Source organism: Telluria sp. ZB4P34 (genome assembly GCF_059686055.1).
The window spans coordinates 125,074-142,257 of sequence record NZ_JCASIF010000006.1 but is presented as its reverse complement, the minus strand read 5'-3'; the positions used below and the strand labels follow the sequence as shown (position 1 = coordinate 142,257).

The window sequence follows — 17,184 nt, the reverse complement described above, 5'->3', positions numbered from 1 at the left end:
GGACGGTCCAATACGCCACCTTGCTGTCCGGATTAAAATAGCGGTTTAGGAAATCGCGAGAGAGCAAGGAATGGCTTACCAGACCATCGAAGACACGATCGGCAACACCCCGCTGGTGCAGCTCGTGCGCCTGCCCGGCGCGGATGCCGCCGCGCGCAACAACATCATCCTTGGCAAGCTCGAAGGCAACAATCCCGCCGGTTCCGTGAAGGACCGCGCCGCCATGTCGATGCTGCGCGGCGCCGAGGAGCGCGGCCAGATCAAGCCGGGCGACACCCTGATCGAAGCCACCAGCGGCAACACCGGCATCGCGCTGGCGATGGCGGCCGCCATCCGCGGCTACAAGATGGTGCTCCTGATGCCGGACAACCTGTCCATCGAGCGCCGCCAGAGCATGGCCGCCTACGGCGCCAGGATCATCCTCACGCCCAAGTCGGGCGGCATGGAATACGCGCGCGACATGGCCGAGCAGATGCAGAAGAACGGCGAGGGCATCATCCTCGACCAGTTCGGCAACCAGGACAACCCGCGCGCCCATTATGAAACCACCGGCCCGGAGATCTGGCGCGACACCGACGGCCGCGTCACCCATTTCGTCAGCGCCATGGGCACTACCGGCACCATCATGGGGGTGTCGCGCTACCTAAAGGAACGCAACGGCGCGATCCGCATCATCGGCGCCCAGCCGGAAGAAGGTTCGTCGATCCCGGGCATCCGCAAGTGGCCGGAAGCCTACCTTCCCAGGATCTACGACAAGGCGCGCGTGGACCAGGTGGAACCGGTGAGCCAGGCCGCGGCCGAGCAGATGGCGCGCCGCCTGGCGGCCGAGGAAGGCATCTTCTGCGGCATCTCGGCGGCCGGCGCCTGCGAGGTGGCGTTGCGCATCTCGCAGACGGTGGAAAACGCGATCATCGTGTTCGTCGTGTGCGACCGCGGCGACCGTTATTTGTCGACAGGCGTGTTCCCAGCCTGATTCTTTCGTGTCAGGCCAAGTAAGTATCCGGACGAATCGATGCCGTTCAGCCTGGCTGAGCGGCATTTTCATTTGGCGCTGTCAACGGCAAGTATGGATAACGCCGACAGCGCCTGTCATCTTGTGCTCATGGAGAGGCCGGGCGATCGCCCCCCTCTGGAGGGGATGGACGGCGAGCATGTCAGGCCTTAGTGTTTCCGGCTCTACCTACTCAGCTTGCCGCCATGCCAATGATCAATCGTATTCTGTCCCCGCTGTTCGTCCTTGCCTGCGGCGTTGCGCATGCTGCCGGTCCGGCGCAACCGGCCTTCCATCCAGACGCCCTCGTCGACGCGGCAATCGCCCAGGTCAAATCGAAAGCCTACCGTTCGGGCCAAACCGATTGGCCGGCGCTCGAAGCCAGGGTCAAGGCGGCGGCGCGCGCTGCACGCGATCCTGTCGATCTGCTCCACGCCTACCATGTCCTGCTGCAAGGGCTGGGCGACAAGCATAGCTATGTTGCCGCCTCCGCCGCGGACCGGGCCGAATACAAGGCCAGGCATGGGCGCGAATTCGACCTCATCGAAGGCGTCGAGCCCAAGAAGAAGCCGGCATCGCGATTCCTGTCCCGCCGCGACATCACGGTGCGTCCCCTATTGGTCGGCAACAGCGAAGCATTGCTGATCGCGATGCCGTCCATCGGGGCGGGCGGCGCCAGGAAGGATGCATTCGCCAATGCTGGCTACGCTGCAGTGCGGCTCAACGCAGCCGCCACGTGTGGGTACGTGATCGACCTACGGGGGAATATTGGCGGAAATATCTGGCCGATGTTTGCCAGTCTGAGCAACCTGTTCAGCGACGGTCCGCTCAGCTATAGCATCGGGCCCGGAGGCGAGCGCGCCGGCGCAAGCGTGAACCGGCAAGGCGCGGCCTATTACAAGGACAGCGGCGCGGAAACCCTGCTCGCCAAGGCCGGGCAATGGCGCGAGATGCCGCGTATGCGGACACTGCCTGCCGCCGTGTTGCTGGACGACGGCGTCGCGAGTTCCGGAGAAGGGATAGCGGTGGCGTTCAAGGGCCGTGGCAATACGCGATTCTTCGGCGAGAAGACGGCAGGGCTGGCAAGCGGCAACGAGGTGTATCCCGTCGACGGGAAAACCAGCCTGGTCGTGACCGTCCAGATGATGGCGGACCTGAAAGGACGTTCCTATCCGGATGGGATCGTGCCGGACCAGCCCGTTCCGTATGGCGAAGGCGCGATAGACGATCCCGACGATGCGGTGGTCGAAGCTGCCAAAGCCTGGCTGCACCAGCAAGCCGGGTGCCGGTAAAGCGGATTGCACAGGCCGGGACGCCGCAAAGACGAACGGCCCGGTCGTCGGTACGATCGGGCCGTCAAGGCCGGCATGCGTGCCTGAATGAAGCGCGTCCGTCGGCAAGCCAGGTCGCGGACAAGAACAGCTGCCCCGCAGGGCAGACCGGCTTACGCCTCTTTCGGAGCGGCGCCTTCTTTCGGTTTGAACTGCTTGTCGCTGATGCGGAACTTGGCGCGGCGATCGCCCATGAGGTAGCGCAGGTCGCGGATCGACAGGTCGCTCACTTCATGCATGCGGATCAGGAGCGAGGCGCCGACCGGCAAGCGGTGGTGGCGGATCTTCGAGATCACCGGCGGCGCCACTTCCAGTGCGCGCGACAGGGCAGCATCGTTCTTCAGGCGGAGGTTCTCGATCAGGGTGTCGAGCAGGCGGTTCGGATTGTATTGCAGAAGCTCATCGGACTCCGAATCGCTATTCATATCAATGCCGACTTGGTTTGTCATGATTCAATATCCTATTTTTGGGTTGGACGGAGCCCCATGCGGCGCTCGGCTCCAGGCTTCGGTATTTCGACATTTTCTATTCAATTGTACAACTAATTTGTAATCTGATACTCAATAGCAATAAAAATCAGATTGTCCTAATGGGCATTGTTGTCTCATCGCAACAATAGCTGCAATGCAATTCTCTCATAAACTCACTGAAATAATAATTGCTTTTTGATTAAGCGACAGTGTAGCGAGATGGAGGTGACGATGCCGCACAGTATGGTGAACACTGACAGGACGACAAGAATAGTGGGGGTATGGCAGCAGGAGAGATGTTTCTACAGAGAATCTGCAAGAAAGCGAGGCATACCCCAGGGGAGTATGGCGGCATGCAAAGTCGGGGGCGGAGCTAAAATGGCGAAAGCTTCGTTACAAATCGATACAAATTTTCCACTGAGCAATGCTTATCCGCCTCGCGAAGTCCGCACGGCACGGCCGAGTTCAATGACCGACATGGCATAGAAATAACTGCGGTTGTACTTGGTGATGGCAAAGAAGTTATCGTCTGCCACCCAGTACTCGGTTGCTTCGGCGCCGTTTTGCAGGTCGACCAGGCCGTACAGGCGTTCGGCCGGCAGCGCCGCCGCGCTCGTGACTCCGGCCGACCGCAGTTCCTCCGGACGCAGGGTGGCCGCCAGCCCGCGCTCGAGCAGGGGCTCCCAGGCATGGTTGGGCGACACGTCGGCAGGGTAGACCGGGGCGCCGCGATGCTCCGGGTTCCAGCCGTGCTGGACCAGGAAATTGGCCACGCTGCCGATCGCATCCTCCGTTGAATTGCGCAGGTCGATCTGGCCGTCCTTGTTGAAGTCCACGCCGTACTTCAGGATACTGCCCGGCATGAACTGCGGCATGCCGACGGCGCCTGCAAACGAGCCCAGCAGCGAAAAGGGCTCGATCCGGTGCTCGCGCGCGAAGACCAGGGTATTCGCCAGTTCGCTGCGGAAGAAGGCCATGCGGCTGGCGCGGTTCGGCGTTTCGGGGTAGGCGAAGGCCAGCGTGGTCAGGGTGTCGAGTACGCGGAACTTGCCGGTGTCGCGGCCGTAGATGGTCTCGACGCCGATGATGCCGACGATGATCTCGGCCGGCACGCCATAGGCCGCTTCGGCGCGCGACAGCGCCTCGAAATTCTCGTTCCAGAAGCGCACCCCGGCGGCGATGCGGATCGGCTCGATGAAGCGGTCGCGGTAGGCCTGCCAGTTCTTCGGCTTGCCCGGCGGCGCCGGCTTGACCAGTTGCACTGCCGAGTCGATGAAGCGGACCTGGCCGAACAGCGATTCCAGCCAGGCGCGCTCGAAGCCGTGCTGGGCCGCCATCTCGTCGATGAACGCGCGCACCGCCTGCCATTCCATGAAATTGCTGTGTTCGCCATCGTAGTCGATGGCGGCCGCCGCCGGCGCGGCCTTCAGCACACGGCTCGACTTGATCGACACGCGCTTGCCGGCCTTGGCGGCCCGCGCCTTCTTGGCCTTGGCCTTGGCGGATGCGGTGGTGGAGTTGCGCTGGTCTTTTGCCGCGGCGCCGGCCTGTCCGGTCGGGGCAAGGGCCAGTGCCAATGCGGCAAACAGGGGAACGATCGATTTCATCTGACTTGCGACAGTAATCTCTTCAAGGTGGCGGCCAGCTGGCGAACCTCTAGGCTCGCACCAGGCTGGGGCGACGCATAACGCCAGGCGCTATAGCGGCGCAAGAACTCGGCGGCGGCTTCGCGTGAAGGCGGCGCCAGTTGCTGCGTGGCCGCGATCCGGGCCGCATAGGCGGTGGGCCCTTCATCCGCTGCACGGGCCAGGCCGGCATGAAGATGGGCCAGGCGCTTGCATAGCGAGGAGTATACCGCCTCGATCGGATCAATTTCCCTACGGCGATACAAAATTCTCGCCAGTAGCAACACTCCCGCGCCCAGCATGATCAGGGCGGCAACACGCCAGCTGGCCAGGCTCGCGCCCAGGCTGTGCAGGAAGCCGCGCTGGCGTTTGGGCGTGTAGTTCAGCACCCACTGGTTCCAGCCGTTGTTGACGGCGCCGATCGCATCGCGCAGGCGCGCCAGCAGCGAATCGCCGTCGCTCTGGAACACCGACAGGCCGCGCAAGGCATCGATGCCGAAGGGCGGCGGCGCATCGACCGCGGCCGAGAGGTTGCGGCGCACCCGCTCCGGCGCCACGGCGGCGGTGGGGTCGACCCGCACCCAGCCGCGCCCGCGCAGCCAGACCTCGGCCCAGGCATGGGCGTCCGACTGGCGCACCGTCACATAGCCGTCGATCGGATTGAGCTCACCGCCCTGGTAGCCTGTGACCACGCGCGCGGGGATGCCCGCGGCCCGCATCAGGAACACGAAGGCGCCCGAATAGTGCTCGCAGAAGCCTGCGCGGGTCCCGTACAGGAATTCGTCGACCGAATGGCGGCCCAGCAGCGGCGGCTCGAGCGTGTAGCTGTAGGGCTGTTCGCGGAACTGGCGCAGCACCGCATCGATGCGGCGCGCCGGCACCGCTTCGCGCCGCAAGGCCAGCCCGGCGGCCAGCGCCTTCGGGTTGTAGCCGTAGGGGAGCAGCAGCCACTGGCTGGGGTCGTCGAGCTCCTCGCGCCCGTCCAGCGCGTACTCGGGGTAGGAGATCATCGCATAGCGCACCCGCTGCGACAGCGCGCGATCGGTACTCAGCTCGAGCTGGTGCGAAGCGCGCGCACGGTAACCGGGCACTTCCGGCAGGTGGGCCGGCATGTCGAGCGCGAACAGCCAGCGCGCGTCGGACGGCTCCAGCGTGACCTCGTAGCGCTGCGCCTGGCCGCGCACGCGCAGGGAACTGCCGATGTTGCTGGGAAGCGAGCCGCCGCGGGTCCAGGCCGTGCCATCGAAGGCATCGAGCACCAGGCCGCGCCAGTACAGCTGCGTCTTGGGCGGCACCGGGCCCTCGAAGCGGACGCGGAAGGCAGGGTCTTCGGACATGGCGAGCTGCGACATCTGCCCCGGCGCCATGCGCTCGGACAGGCCGGACTTGCCGTTGCCGCTACCGCCCGCGCCCGCCATGCTCCACAGCGGCCCGCCCAGGCGCGGGAACACGAAGAACAGCACCACCGCGATGGGGGCGGCGAACAGCAGCATCTTCGCTCCCATCGCCAGGCGCGTCGCCAGCGGCGGCACCCTGCCGGTGAACTGGAAAGACATCTGGGTGGTGAGCAGGGCCAGCACCGCCGCGACCATCATCAGGGCGGTGCCGATCCCCTGGGCGTAGAAGAAGTTGGTCAGCACCAGAAAGAAGCACAGGAAGATCACCACGTACAGGTCGCGCCGCGCGTGCATTTCCAGCATCTTGAAGGCCACCAGCAGCACCAGCATGGCCACGCCGGCGTCGCGCCCGAGCAGGGTCTTGTAGCTGAACTGGACCCCGGCCATCGCGATCGCGGCGATCGGCAGCAGCACGATGGCCGAGGGCATGCGCTTGCCGCGCAGCGTGACCAGGCCGCGCCAGGCCAGCGTGGCCGCGCACAACAGCGACACCCACAGCGGCAGGTGGACCGTGTGCGGCGCAAGGACCAATACCGCGCTGCCCAGCAGGAGCAGGGTGTCGGCCTTGTCCCTCGGCAGCGACGCCAGGCGCTTCATGCCGCCTCCTGGACGCCGTACAGCGCCAGCGCGCGCAGGCAGGCCGCCTGGTGGGCCGCGCCGTTGCCGGCGTCGTAGTGGACCGCGCCGAGCCGGAAGGCATAGGGCAGGGCGCGCTGTTCGGCATCCAGCACCCAGCGCGTCATGCGCGACAGGCGCAGCTCCAGGTCGAGCTGTGGGGGCAGCTGCGCGAAGTCGAGCACCAGCTCGTCTCCCACGCCGCCTTCGAAATGCTTGGTGACGAGCTGGCCGCCGAGCGCCGGGTCGAGGCGCGCGATCTGGCGCCAGGCCAGCTGGCGCGGCGAGTCGCCCGCCTGGTAGCTGCGTATGCCCGCGAAGTCGTCGTTGCCGTTCGCACGGCCGGTGCCCACGGCATTGCCTGACACCGGCAGCGGCGGCGCGCCTTCTTCGGGGCGCGGGTAGACCAGGGCGCGGGCGGCGGGGCGCCAGTAGCTCCAGGCGCGGAACAGGCCGAGCGGAAAGCGCGTGGACAGCACCACGCGCGCCGGCTCCAGCCAGCCGCGCGCGCCGCTCGGCACGCCCAGCAGCACGCTGGCGCTGCCGTGCGCGCCGATGTCGGTCGCGTGGCGCGGCTCGGCGACGCTGTCGAAATCGATCCAGACGCCGTAGCGCCCCAGCGCCGTGCGGTTGGCCACGTGCAGCTCGAACTGTGCTTCCTGGCCGGCGAAGACGGCCGGTACCCGCCCCTGCTGCAGGGCCAGGTGGGCCAGGTTACGGTAGGTGAAGACCATGTCGACCAGCGCGCACGACAGCGCCAGGAAGGTCAGGGCGAAGCCCAGGCCGAGCGTGTAGTTGATCGAGCCGATCAGCAGCACCAGCAGCAGCACGGCGAAGCCGATGCCGGCCCGGGTCGGCAGGATGAACACGCGGCGCTGGCTCAGCACGATTTCGCCGGTATCGAGGGCGCCGCGGCGCGGCAGCCACTTGCCGGTCGTGCGCCGCAGCCAGCCCCGGAATCCCGATGCGCCCACCGCCATCTAGACCGGAACCGATTTCTGCAACTGCAGCACGAGGTCGCGGCTGGCCAGCGCCATGCCCTGCGCCGCCTTGAGCGGACGCAGGCGGTGCGCGCAGACCGGCACCAGCACGGCCTGGATGTCTTCGGGGATCACGTGGTCGCGCCCTTCGAGCGCGGCCCAGGCGCGCCCGGCCTGCAGCAGCGCGATCGCGGCGCGCGGCGACAGGCCTTCGGCGAACAGGCCGTTCTGGCGCGAGGCCTGGGCCAGCGCCTGCACGTAGTTCACCAGCGAAGGCGAGGCGTGGATCTCCTTCAGGGCGCGCTGGGCCCTGGCCAGTTCGTCCGGCTGCATCGCCGGCTGCAAGCCGCGCAGCATGGCGCGCCGGTCCTCGCCCATCAGGAGGGCGCGCTCGGCGGCCGCGTCCGGGTAGCCCAGCGACAGGCACATCAGGAAGCGGTCGAGCTGCGACTCGGGCAGCGGGAAGGTGCCGACCTGGTTGGCCGGATTCTGGGTAGCGATCACGAAGAAGGGCTCGGGCAGGGCGCGGGTAACGCCGTCGGCGCTGACCTGGCGTTCCTCCATCGCCTCGAGCAGGCCGGACTGGGTCTTGGGCGTGGCGCGGTTGATCTCGTCGGCCAGCAGCACCTGGGTGAAGATCGGGCCCGGGTGGAACACGAAGTCGTTCTTCTCGCGCTCGTACACCGAGATGCCGGCCACGTCGGCCGGCAGCAGGTCGCTGGTGAACTGGACGCGGTTGAACTTCAGGCCGAGCGAGATCGCGAGCGCGTGCGCCAGCGTGGTCTTGCCCACGCCGGGCAGGTCTTCGAGCAGCAGGTGGCCGCCCGCCAGCAGGCAGGTCAGGGCCAGGCGGACCTGCTGGTCCTTGCCGACCACCACCTGGCCGACCTGGCGTGCGGCAGCGTGCAGTTGATTGAACATGGTTGGGTTCCAGTGAACTGTTCGGAGCGGATTGGCCACTCCCATGATAGATTAGCGCCATTGACAAGCTGCATGCTCCGTCGGCAACAAGCCTGAGCACCGATTCTATGCGAGAACGGCCCCGAAGGCATGCCAAGGATGAGCGGCACACGAGCAGGCAACTACGACAAGGACGATGAGTACAGCAATCTTCAGCCATCCCGACTGCCTGCGGCACGACATGGGCGACTGGCATCCTGAATCGCCGGCGCGGCTGCGGGCGATCGACGACCAGCTGATCCTGGCGCGCCTGGACGGCCTGATCGAGCAGCGCAGCGCGCCGCTGGCCCAGCTCGGCAACATCCTGCGCAACCATACGCCGGGCGCCGTGGCGCTGGTGCGCGACAACGTGCCGGCCGCGGGCGACTACTATCCGCTCGACGGCGACACCATCCTGTGCCATTACAGCTACCAGGCGGCGCTGCGCGCGGCCGGGGCCGCGGTGGCGGCGACCGACGCCGTGATCGCGGGCGAGATCGACAACGCGTTCTGCTCGACACGCCCGCCGGGACACCATGCGACGCCGGGCGAGCCGATGGGTTTTTGCTTTTTCAATAACGTCGCCATCGCTGCGCGCCATGCGATGGAGGTGCACGGGCTCGAGCGGGTGGCCATCGTCGATTTCGACGTCCACCACGGCAACGGCACCGCGGACGCCTTCCGCAAGGACCCGCGGGTGCTGATGGTCAGCCTGTTCCAGCATCCGTTCTATCCGTATTGCGACCCGGAGCCGATCACGGCCACCAGCGTCAACGTGCCGGTCCCGGCCCTGGCCGACGGCGAGACCGTGCGCAAGCTGGTCACCGAGCTGTGGCTGCCGGCGCTGCACGCCCACAAGCCGCAGATGATCTTCGTCTCGGCCGGCTTCGACGGGCACCGCGAGGACGACATGGGCGGCATCGGCCTGGTGGAAAGCGACTACGCCTGGATCACGCGCCAGGTGATGGAGGTCGCCCGGCAGCATGCGCGGGGCCGCATCGTGAGTTGCCTCGAGGGCGGCTATGCGCTGTCGGCGCTCGGCCGCAGCGTGGTGGCGCACCTGAAGGTGCTGGCCGAGCTCGAATAAATAGGCCCCGCAAGGGGCAATCAGCGGCAGCCGGCCGGCCCGCTTGCGGGCTCGGCGCGGAACGTCTTTCCCGGTCCCCGGCTCTAATCCTTCACGGCTTCGCCACCAGGCGCGGAGCGAACGACAAGGAGAAGAAAATGAGACCGATCCGACGCTTTTGCGCGCTGTTTCTGCTGTTGGCCGCCACCTTCGCATCCGGCCTGGCGGCCGCCGCCAACTACACGCTCTGGATCAACGGCCGCGCCGGCGGCGCCGTGGGCGCCCCAGGGAACTACCAGGACTTCAGCTATTGGGGCACATCCTCGACCCCGGCCGGCGTCAACAAGAAGGCCGTCAACTGGGACGGCCGCAGCAGCATCGCTTCCCAGAGCGGCAAGGTACGCGACGCACTCGACTGCTTCTGCACCGGCCCCAACTGGTGCTACGTCGTCACCTACAGCGCCGGCGACCTGATGCTGGGCTACACGCTGGCCAACTACGGCGGCTCGGCGCGCATGAAGAAGAATGCCATCCCGGACGCGAGCGGAGTCTGTGGCAACAGCGACGGGCCCAGTGACAGCGCCTGGCAGACCGGCTGGAACATCAAGTGGGTGCGCGCCGCGGCCGGCGCGGCGGGCGGCTCGGAACTGTCGGACGCCGGCTCCTGGACCACGTCCGAACCGCTGGTGCAGGACCTCAGGACCAGCACCGCCCGTGCCATGTACAACCACAACGACACGCGCAACATCTGGTTCTACATGTACGCGGGCGCCAGGGGCACGCTGTATTCGGGCCTGCTGCCGGGCCAGGACGACCAGGTCGTGGCCTACCATAGCAGCGGCGGCGTGGCCGGCAGCTCGGGCCGTTCCCTGTGCAATCCCGGCGACTGGTTCTGCAACGACCTCACCTACGGCGCCGCCGGCAACCAGGGCGGCAGCAGGAAGTGGAGCTACCACGCGGTGGTCTTTCGCGACGACAGCGAAGACTACAACCATTACATCAACGGCAACTGGGGCGGGATCGTGGGCGTGGTGCGCGACGCCGTAGTGAACAGTGCCTACTAGGCCGGCCAGGCTGCTGGCCGGGTCGGGCGCGGCATCCCTGCTTGCGCTCGCCCTGTGGTTCGGCGGCGCCGAGCGGGCGGCCGAGCCGGGGGCGGCAGCATCCCCGCAGCCGCCCGCCAGCCCGCAGTTCCTGGCGCAGCTGCCGCCGGACCCCGACCCCGAACCCGCGCGCGCGGACAGGCGCCGCCGCTTGCTCGAATACGTCCAGCTGACCGACCATACCTATTGCAGCTACCTCGACGGCAGCAGGTATCCGGCGGCCTCGCGTCCGGCCGCGCAGAACCCGGACCAGATGCAGCCGAACCAGCCGGTGACCGACATGCACCCGATGCGCACGGAGGACGGCGCCGGGCATGCCGAGGTATTCCTGCAGACCTCGCAGTCGCGCGTCTACCTGGCCGCCGGCGAGGCGGTCGCGTTCTCGCTACGCGCGGTGAACGCGCAGGGCGCGGTCGTGCCGCTCGTGATCACGCGCGCCGTGGCCCAGGGCATGAGCTACGGGACCAGCCGCCCGACGACGCAGGTGGCACTGGCCTTCGGCGACGATGGCGGCGGCGCCGATCCCGTGGCCGGCGACCAGGCCTTTGCCGCGATCCTCGCGCCGGGACAGACCGGCCTGGCGGGCTTCCACGGCACCATCCGCACGGAGGTGCGCTACACGGCCGGAGGGCGCAAGGGCGTCGTGCTGTTCGACGTGATCCATACGCCAGTGCTGCCGGCCGCCTGGACCGGGCGGGTGCGCGAGGCGCTCGACGGCGGCTCGCTTGCCTTTTACCTGGGCATCGAGGTACGCCAGCCGGGTCGCTACATCGTCACCGGCAGGGTCGACGATGCGCGCGGCAAGCCCTTTGCCCTGGCCACCTTCAACGACGTGCTCGGCGCAGGTGCGCGCGAGGTGAGGCTGCTCGTGTTCGGCAAGCTGATGACGGACGGGGCGCCCGCACTGCCACTGGTGCTGCGCGACGTGGACGGCTACCTGCTGCGCGAGAACGCGGACCCGGACCGCCTGCTGGTGCCGCGCCTCGAGGGTCGGGTGCTGGCAAGCCGCACGCACAGCCTGAAGGAGGTATCGGACGCCGAGTGGGAGAGCGAAGAGCGCAGCCGCTACCTGGCCGAGTACGCGAAGGACCGTCTGGCGGCGCGCGAACGCCTGGCTGCCTTCGATCCGGGCCAGCCGCTGCCGCCGAGCGCCTGTGAGCCGCTTCTGCGCTAGCCTTGCAGCAGGGGGAAGCGGTCGACGAGGCAGGCGGCTCCCACCATGCCGCACAGGATGCCGAACGCGCACCAGCGCGCCAGCGCGTTTTTCGGGGGGGCATGCATGGCAGCGCGCATGATGGTTCTCCAGATCGCAGCAATGGTCGGAACCGCCAGTGTGCGCCGATCCCGCCAGATTGCGTTGCAGAGGATCAACAGCCAAGCCCTTGCGCCCGCACTGTTCTTTCAGCTACCGCGCGCCAGCGTAAAATAGCGGCCTGATTGAAGATTACGAAAGCACAGCATGTCGATACAATGGTTCCCGGGGCACATGAACGCGGCCAAGAAGGAAGCCGCCGAGCAGATGGAGAACACCGACCTGGTGATCGAAGTCCTCGACGCCCGCCTGCCCGAGGCGAGCTGCAACCCGCTGGTGGAGCAGTTGCGCAAGTTCCGCCAGCGTCCCTGCCTGAAAATCCTGAACAAGACCGACCTGGCCGACCCTGTGGCGACCGCGGCCTGGAAGGCGTTCTATGACGCGCAGGAAGGCGTGACCGCCTATCCGATGACGACCAAGCGGCCGAACGAGGTCGCGCGCATCCCCGAGATCTGCCAGTCGCTGGCCCCGCACCGCGGCGTGCCCACCAAGCCGCTGCGCATCATGATCATGGGGATTCCGAACGTCGGCAAGTCGACCCTGATGAACGCGCTGCTCAAGAAGCGGGTGGCCAAGGTCGGCGACGAGCCGGCCGTGACCAAGACCCAGCAGAAGCTCTACCTCGGCAAGCACATCGTGCTGGTCGACACTCCCGGCATGCTGTGGCCGAAGATCGCGATGGCGAGCGACGGCCTGATGCTGGCCGCGAGCCACGCGGTGGGCTCGAACGCGCTGATCGAGGAAGAAGTGGCCGAGTTCCTGGCCAGCCTGCTGCTCGAGCGCTACCCGCAGCTCCTGAGCGCGCGCTACGGCTTCAAGACCGAAGGGCTGGACGGCGTCGCCGTGATCGAGAACGTCGCCCAGCGCCGGGGTTTCCGCGTGCGCGGCGGCGAGTTCGACTACGAAAAGGCGGCGCACGTGCTGCTGCACGACTACCGCACCGGGGCGCTGGGACGGATCAGCCTCGAGACGCCGGATAGCCGCGCCGCTGCGCTGGCGCGCCACGAAGCCGAGGTGGCGGAGCGGGCGCGGATCGCCGAGGAGAAGGCGGCGCTCAAAGCCGAAGAATCGGCGCGCGGCAAGCGCGGGACCTGACGGGTTTGTGGGGTGGTCGGCTCTGCCGACCGCGCGTCCAACTGCCGGATGCACTGTGGCTGCTCACGCCGGAGCTGAAGTCCAACTGCCGGATGCACTGTGGCTGCTCACGCCGGAGCTGAAGTCCAACTGCCGGATGCACTGTGGCTGCTCATGCCGGAGCTGAACGCGCGGTCGGCGGAGCCGACCACCCTACGTCCCGCCAAAGCAGAAGCTGGATACGGTCAGGCTCCCGAAAAAATCCTCCTCGTGGTACACGCAGGCCGCCGGCTCTTCCTCTGCCGCCCCCAGCACCACCATCAGCGGCAGCAGGTGTTCCTCGCGCGGATGCGCCGCCCGCGCCATCGGCGCCGCTTCCCAGCGCAGCAGCGCCGCCGTGCGTTCGCGCGGCGCCAGGGCCATCGTGTCCTGCAGCCAGCCATCGAAAGCGCGCGAAGCGGCCGCGCCGGACGGGCCGAACTGCCGCAGGTTGTGGTAGGACAGCCCGCTCCCGAGAACCAGCACGCCTTCGTCGCGCAAGGGCGCCAGCGCGCGGCCGGCCTCGACGTGGGCCTGCGGGTCCAGGTCGCGCCGCAGCGACAGCTGCACCACGGGCACGTCAGCCTCCGGATAGACCGGATACAGCATCGAGAACGTACCGTGGTCGAAGCCGCGCGCCGGGTCAAGCCCGGCCGGGTGCCCCGCCGCGCCCAGCAGCGCGGCTGCACGCTGCGCCAGCGCCGGATCGCCGGGGGCAGGGTAGCTGAGCTGGTAGGTGTGCGGCGGGAATCCGCCATAGTCGTAGATCATGCCGGGCGCGGCGCCGGACGAGAGCATGAAGCCCGGCGTCTCCCAGTGGCTGCTTACGACCAGCACGGCGCGCACCGCCCCGTCATGGGCCTCGCGGATGGCGGCCAGCGAGGCTGCCAGCTGGTCGTAGGCGGGACCGTATTGGTCCTTCATCCACGGCCAGGGACCGCCGCCGTGCGAGACGAAATAGGTGGGAAGGCGCATGGAGGACTCCTTCGTTCGCGAAGCCCCCATGATAGCCGACGGCGCCTCAGCGTGCGCCGTCCCTGCGCGCCAGCGCCATCAGCCCGAACAGGCGGGCGCAGCGCATCCAGGCCAGCGCAAGCACCGCCAGCTGGGCCAGCAGCAGTCCGCCGGCCAGGCTGGCGGCGCCGAGCGCCGGGACGTTCAGGCGCGCGATCGCCAGCAAGCCGGCCAGCAGCAGCCCGGCCGCGCTGATCCCGAGGTACAGGCCACAGGCCGCAAGGGGCCGGCGCACCAGCAGCTTCATGCCGTCGTACCAGGCCAGCACCGCCGACTTGCGGCGCCGGTCCAGCGCCAGCACGGCGCGGCCGGCGTCTAGCGTCGCATGGGCCAGCAACAGCAGCAGGCCGGCCACCAGCGCCGCGCCCGGCGCCGCCGGGCCGGCCGTGGCGGCGGCAGGCCCCTCTGCTGCAGCGACGAGCATCGATCCGAGCACGGCCGCCACGCCGAGCGGCGCCACGGCCCACAGCAGCATGCGCAACAGGCGACCGTATTCGCGCACGCCGCCGGCGACCAGCGCGGCCAGGCCGAGCGGGGCCGGGGCGCGCGCGGCGGTGATGGCCGCGCCGGTCAGCAGGGGCGAGAGCAGCAGCGTCATGGCCAGCGCCACGATGCCGCCGGCGCCGATCGCCGAGGCGTACCGGGTGTGCAGGCCGACGAGGTCCCCGATCGCCACCAGGTCGAGCCGCTCGGCCAGGGCCGGCGCGGCGGCGCTGTGGTCGAAAGCCGCGCCCAGCATGGTCCAGATGGGCAGCGTGGCGACCAGCGCAGGCAGCAGCAGCGCCACCAGCCAGAGCAGCATCAGCCGCCATTGCAGGGCGGGGCGCAGCGCCGCCAGCAGGCTGCGCAGGCCGCCCTGGCCATGCTGCGGCAAAGCGGAAGGCGCGGCGGCGGTAAGCCCGGCAGGAGAGATCGTGGTCGTCATACGGTGGCGATGAAGGACAGGATGAGTTGGATGAAGGCCGCGGCGTCGACCGTCCAGCGCGTCGATGCGCTGCGGTTCGGTGCGATCGTGCGGCTGTCGTCGAGCTTGTTCACGTCGAGGTAGTGGCTGCGGCGCGGGTCGATTTCGGCCGAGACGGCGCGCGCCGGCTTGACCCAGCTGAAGGTGCGCCATTTCTCGCTGGGCGAGTCGGCATGCCAGGCCACCGTCTCGCTGCTGCCGTCGGCAAAGCGCACCACCAGCGTCTGCGGCACGCTGGCGCCTTCGCGGCGCAGGGTCACCTGGGTGCGCCAGGGGAAGGGCCCCTGGCCCTTCTTCGCGTTGGCGTTGGCCTTGTGCCAGTCCGCGCGCTGTTGCGCGATGCGCCGCTCCAGCGCCGCCGGCGCCTCCTCGATGCGCTTGCCGTTCACCAGCCGGGTGCCGGCCGGCGGCAGCACTTCCTCGCTCGACAGTGTGGCGACGCGGTCGTCCACGCGGCCGGTGGCGTACACCTGCTGCGCAAAGACGTCTTCGACCGCGGCGCGCTCGCCGCTGCCGTCGGCCAGCGCCTCGCGCAGGTCGGCGATGCTGGGATGGCGGAATTTCCAGCGGCGGTAGTATTCCTGGAAGCCCCGCTCCATGGCCTCGCTGCCGATGCGCTCCTCGAGGTCGCGCAGCACGATCGCGCTGCGGGTGTACACCGGGCCGATGCCCTGCAGGCGCTGCCAGGCGTTGTGTCCTGGCGTGTCCGCCGGGCGCTGCGGGCTGAACAGGCGCATGGCGTCGAAGCCGTCGAAGCCGGGGTCGATGCCGACGCGCTTGAGCAGGGCCGGCGCCGGGTATACCTGCTGGCGGCGGTCGCGCAGCATGCGGCTTTCCCAGTAGGAATTCAGGCCTTCGTCCAGCAGGGGCTCCTCGAACTCGTTGCTGGCCAGGATGCCGTAGAAGTAGCCATGGCCGAACTCGTGGATGGTCACGGCGTCGAGTTCGTACTCGGCCAGCGATTTTTCCGGCACCGCGGCATGGCCCCCGGCGGTGAAGAAGGTCGGGTATTCCATCGCGCCCGCTTCTTCCGCGCCGGGCGGGGGGATCACGACGGTGAGGGTGCGGTAAGGATAGGGCCCGAGCATGCGCGAGAAGTAGGCCAGCGAATCCTTGGCCGCCTTCATCGCCGGCTTGGCGCTGGCTTCGTATTCCGGCGGGTAGAGTACGCGTACCGTCACGATGGGGCTGCCGGGGCCGGTCCAGGTCTCGACCAGGGGCGGGGCGCTGCGCTTGTCCGCGGTCCAGGCGAAGTCGTGTACGTCGTGCTGCACGTAGCGGTGCGTCACCATGCCGTTCTTCTCGCTAGGGACGCCCTGCCGTTCGCCGGTGGCGCCTACCGTATAGCCCTTCGGCACGGTCAGGCTGACGTCGTAGCTGCCGAAGTCGGCATAGAACTCGGAGTCGAGGTGGAATTCGTGCGCGTTCCAGCGCGGCGCCGTGGCCCCGCGTTCGCCCGGCAGCTCGAGCACCGCGATCTTCGGGAACCACTGCGCCACCAGGTGGAAACTGCCATAGTAGCCGGTACGCGCGATCACCCGCGGCAACTGGGTGGTGAAGGCCATGTCGAGCGTGGTGGACGCGCCCGGCGCCACCGCCTCCGGCAGGTCGAGGCGCGCCACGGTATGGTCGGTGGCGGGGCCGTTGTCGGGCTGGACGAACTGCCACGCCACCTTCGCGCCGCCCTGGCTCACGCTGCGCAGGGCGATGTGTCCCCACTCTCCCTGAGCGGTGCCGACGCTGCTGCGGAACCCCTCGCCGCGCAGGCGCTGCTCGGTGAAGAAGGTGCTGCCTTCGCCTTCGAAGGCGTTCATGTAGAGGTGGACGTAGACGCTGCGCACCGGCACCGCGCTGCGGTTGCGCCAGGTGAGCTGCTGGCGGCCGTCGACCACGTGCCTGTCGGCGTCGAGGGTCGCCTCGATGCGGTAGCTGGCCACGCGGTCCGACAGTGTCGCTTGGTCGCCGCTGCGCATGCCGCCCCAGGCGCCGGGGGCGCTCGGCACCGTGACGGCGGCCGCGTCCGGCGCGGCAAGGGCGATGCCGTCGAGCGAAGACGGCGTTCCCGCTGCCGGCGCGTCGGCCTGGACGACCCAGGTTCCCGCGGCCAGCAAGACGGCCAGCGGCGCGGCGGTCAACAGCGTACGCAGCCGCTGCCGGCTCCATGAAATGTGCATGCAACACTCCCAGATGGTGTGGATCTTCCTGTTCTATGGCCGCGACTATATCCAACAAGTTGAAGCAATGCCATCGTTTGTGCATAGACC

15 protein-coding genes are annotated in these 17,184 nt (G+C 68.2%); 6 read left to right on the top strand and 9 right to left on the bottom strand.

Annotated elements, in window-relative coordinates; translation table 11 throughout:
* Positions 1 to 70: 70 nt before the first annotated feature.
* Together cysM and AC56KL_RS12780 are read left to right on the top strand one after the other, a co-directional pair.
* Positions 71 to 973, top strand: a complete 903-nt coding sequence (gene cysM / locus AC56KL_RS12785) for a cysteine synthase CysM (RefSeq protein WP_497180534.1) — start codon at positions 71 to 73, stop codon at positions 971 to 973.
* A 230-nt stretch (positions 974 to 1,203) separates the two neighbouring features.
* Positions 1,204 to 2,283: a S41 family peptidase gene (locus AC56KL_RS12780; protein ID WP_497180533.1), complete on the top strand. Its 1,080-nt coding sequence runs from the start codon at positions 1,204 to 1,206 to the stop codon at positions 2,281 to 2,283.
* Positions 2,284 to 2,435: 152 nt separating this feature from the next.
* Here the strand turns inward: AC56KL_RS12780 and AC56KL_RS12775 are convergent, their stop codons facing one another.
* From AC56KL_RS12775 to AC56KL_RS12755, 5 genes are all read right to left on the bottom strand, one after another.
* Complete coding sequence (locus tag AC56KL_RS12775) at positions 2,436 to 2,771, bottom strand: hypothetical protein (protein WP_036216124.1); 336 nt, start codon at positions 2,769 to 2,771, stop codon at positions 2,436 to 2,438.
* 449 nt (positions 2,772 to 3,220) lie between these two features.
* Positions 3,221 to 4,399, bottom strand: a complete 1,179-nt coding sequence (gene mltB, locus AC56KL_RS12770; protein ID WP_497180532.1) for a lytic murein transglycosylase B — start codon at positions 4,397 to 4,399, stop codon at positions 3,221 to 3,223.
* Positions 4,396 to 6,411, bottom strand: a complete 2,016-nt coding sequence (locus tag AC56KL_RS12765; protein WP_497180531.1) for a transglutaminase TgpA family protein — start codon at positions 6,409 to 6,411, stop codon at positions 4,396 to 4,398. The genes mltB and AC56KL_RS12765 overlap by 4 nt, the downstream gene beginning before the upstream one ends.
* Positions 6,408 to 7,403: a DUF58 domain-containing protein gene (locus AC56KL_RS12760; RefSeq protein ID WP_497180530.1), complete on the bottom strand. Its 996-nt coding sequence runs from the start codon at positions 7,401 to 7,403 to the stop codon at positions 6,408 to 6,410. Before AC56KL_RS12760 ends, AC56KL_RS12765 begins: the two co-directional genes overlap by 4 nt.
* A gap of 6 nt (positions 7,404 to 7,409) precedes the next feature.
* Positions 7,410 to 8,330: an AAA family ATPase gene (locus AC56KL_RS12755; RefSeq protein WP_497180529.1), complete on the bottom strand. Its 921-nt coding sequence runs from the start codon at positions 8,328 to 8,330 to the stop codon at positions 7,410 to 7,412.
* A 175-nt stretch (positions 8,331 to 8,505) separates the two neighbouring features.
* Between AC56KL_RS12755 and AC56KL_RS12750 the strand changes: the two genes are divergently transcribed.
* From AC56KL_RS12750 to AC56KL_RS12740, 3 genes are all read left to right on the top strand, one after another.
* Entirely contained in the window at positions 8,506 to 9,435 is a 930-nt protein-coding gene (locus AC56KL_RS12750; RefSeq protein ID WP_497180528.1) for a histone deacetylase family protein, read from the top strand.
* A gap of 137 nt (positions 9,436 to 9,572) precedes the next feature.
* Positions 9,573 to 10,478 (top strand): hypothetical protein, encoded by a 906-nt coding sequence (locus tag AC56KL_RS12745; protein ID WP_497180527.1) that lies wholly within the window; start codon positions 9,573 to 9,575, stop codon positions 10,476 to 10,478.
* Complete coding sequence (locus AC56KL_RS12740) at positions 10,468 to 11,691, top strand: hypothetical protein (RefSeq protein WP_497180526.1); 1,224 nt, start codon at positions 10,468 to 10,470, stop codon at positions 11,689 to 11,691. Before AC56KL_RS12745 ends, AC56KL_RS12740 begins: the two co-directional genes overlap by 11 nt.
* Here the strand turns inward: AC56KL_RS12740 and AC56KL_RS12735 are convergent.
* Positions 11,688 to 11,810, bottom strand: a complete 123-nt coding sequence (locus tag AC56KL_RS12735; RefSeq protein ID WP_497180525.1) for a hypothetical protein — start codon at positions 11,808 to 11,810, stop codon at positions 11,688 to 11,690. The genes AC56KL_RS12740 and AC56KL_RS12735 overlap by 4 nt on opposite strands.
* Before the next feature lie 166 nt (positions 11,811 to 11,976).
* On the opposite strand from AC56KL_RS12735, the gene ylqF reads away from it, so the two are divergent.
* Entirely contained in the window at positions 11,977 to 12,924 is a 948-nt protein-coding gene (ylqF, locus tag AC56KL_RS12730) for a ribosome biogenesis GTPase YlqF (protein ID WP_497180524.1), read from the top strand.
* 192 nt (positions 12,925 to 13,116) lie between these two features.
* On the opposite strand, the gene AC56KL_RS12725 is transcribed toward ylqF, so the two are convergent.
* The 3 genes from AC56KL_RS12725 to AC56KL_RS12715 are packed head-to-tail and all read right to left on the bottom strand — an operon-like array spanning position 13,117 to position 17,094.
* The gene (locus AC56KL_RS12725; protein ID WP_497180523.1) at positions 13,117 to 13,917 is read right to left on the bottom strand and encodes a DODA-type extradiol aromatic ring-opening family dioxygenase; all 801 of its coding nucleotides are present in this window, start codon (positions 13,915 to 13,917) and stop codon (positions 13,117 to 13,119) included.
* A 46-nt stretch (positions 13,918 to 13,963) separates the two neighbouring features.
* A complete protein-coding gene (locus AC56KL_RS12720; protein WP_497180522.1) occupies positions 13,964 to 14,881 on the bottom strand; it encodes a hypothetical protein in 918 nt (305 codons plus the stop codon).
* Positions 14,878 to 17,094, bottom strand: a complete 2,217-nt coding sequence (locus AC56KL_RS12715; protein ID WP_497180521.1) for a M1 family metallopeptidase — start codon at positions 17,092 to 17,094, stop codon at positions 14,878 to 14,880. Before AC56KL_RS12715 ends, AC56KL_RS12720 begins: the two co-directional genes overlap by 4 nt.
* Positions 17,095 to 17,184 lie beyond the last annotated feature (90 nt).

Excerpts from the sequence above, each read along its gene's own strand:
- cysM (WP_497180534.1), top strand. The coding sequence starts at position 71 with ATGGCTTACCAGACCATCGAAGACACGATCGGCAACACCCCGCTGGTG.
- AC56KL_RS12780 (WP_497180533.1), top strand. The coding sequence starts at position 1,204 with ATGATCAATCGTATTCTGTCCCCGCTGTTCGTCCTTGCCTGCGGCGTT.
- AC56KL_RS12775 (WP_036216124.1), bottom strand. The coding sequence starts at position 2,771 with ATGACAAACCAAGTCGGCATTGATATGAATAGCGATTCGGAGTCCGAT.
- mltB (WP_497180532.1), bottom strand. The coding sequence starts at position 4,399 with ATGAAATCGATCGTTCCCCTGTTTGCCGCATTGGCACTGGCCCTTGCC.
- AC56KL_RS12765 (WP_497180531.1), bottom strand. The coding sequence starts at position 6,411 with ATGAAGCGCCTGGCGTCGCTGCCGAGGGACAAGGCCGACACCCTGCTC.
- AC56KL_RS12755 (WP_497180529.1), bottom strand. The coding sequence starts at position 8,330 with ATGTTCAATCAACTGCACGCTGCCGCACGCCAGGTCGGCCAGGTGGTG.
- AC56KL_RS12750 (WP_497180528.1), top strand. The coding sequence starts at position 8,506 with ATGAGTACAGCAATCTTCAGCCATCCCGACTGCCTGCGGCACGACATG.
- AC56KL_RS12745 (WP_497180527.1), top strand. The coding sequence starts at position 9,573 with ATGAGACCGATCCGACGCTTTTGCGCGCTGTTTCTGCTGTTGGCCGCC.
- AC56KL_RS12735 (WP_497180525.1), bottom strand. The coding sequence starts at position 11,810 with ATGCGCGCTGCCATGCATGCCCCCCCGAAAAACGCGCTGGCGCGCTGG.
- ylqF (WP_497180524.1), top strand. The coding sequence starts at position 11,977 with ATGTCGATACAATGGTTCCCGGGGCACATGAACGCGGCCAAGAAGGAA.
- AC56KL_RS12725 (WP_497180523.1), bottom strand. The coding sequence starts at position 13,917 with ATGCGCCTTCCCACCTATTTCGTCTCGCACGGCGGCGGTCCCTGGCCG.
- AC56KL_RS12720 (WP_497180522.1), bottom strand. The coding sequence starts at position 14,881 with ATGACGACCACGATCTCTCCTGCCGGGCTTACCGCCGCCGCGCCTTCC.
- AC56KL_RS12715 (WP_497180521.1), bottom strand. The coding sequence starts at position 17,094 with ATGCACATTTCATGGAGCCGGCAGCGGCTGCGTACGCTGTTGACCGCC.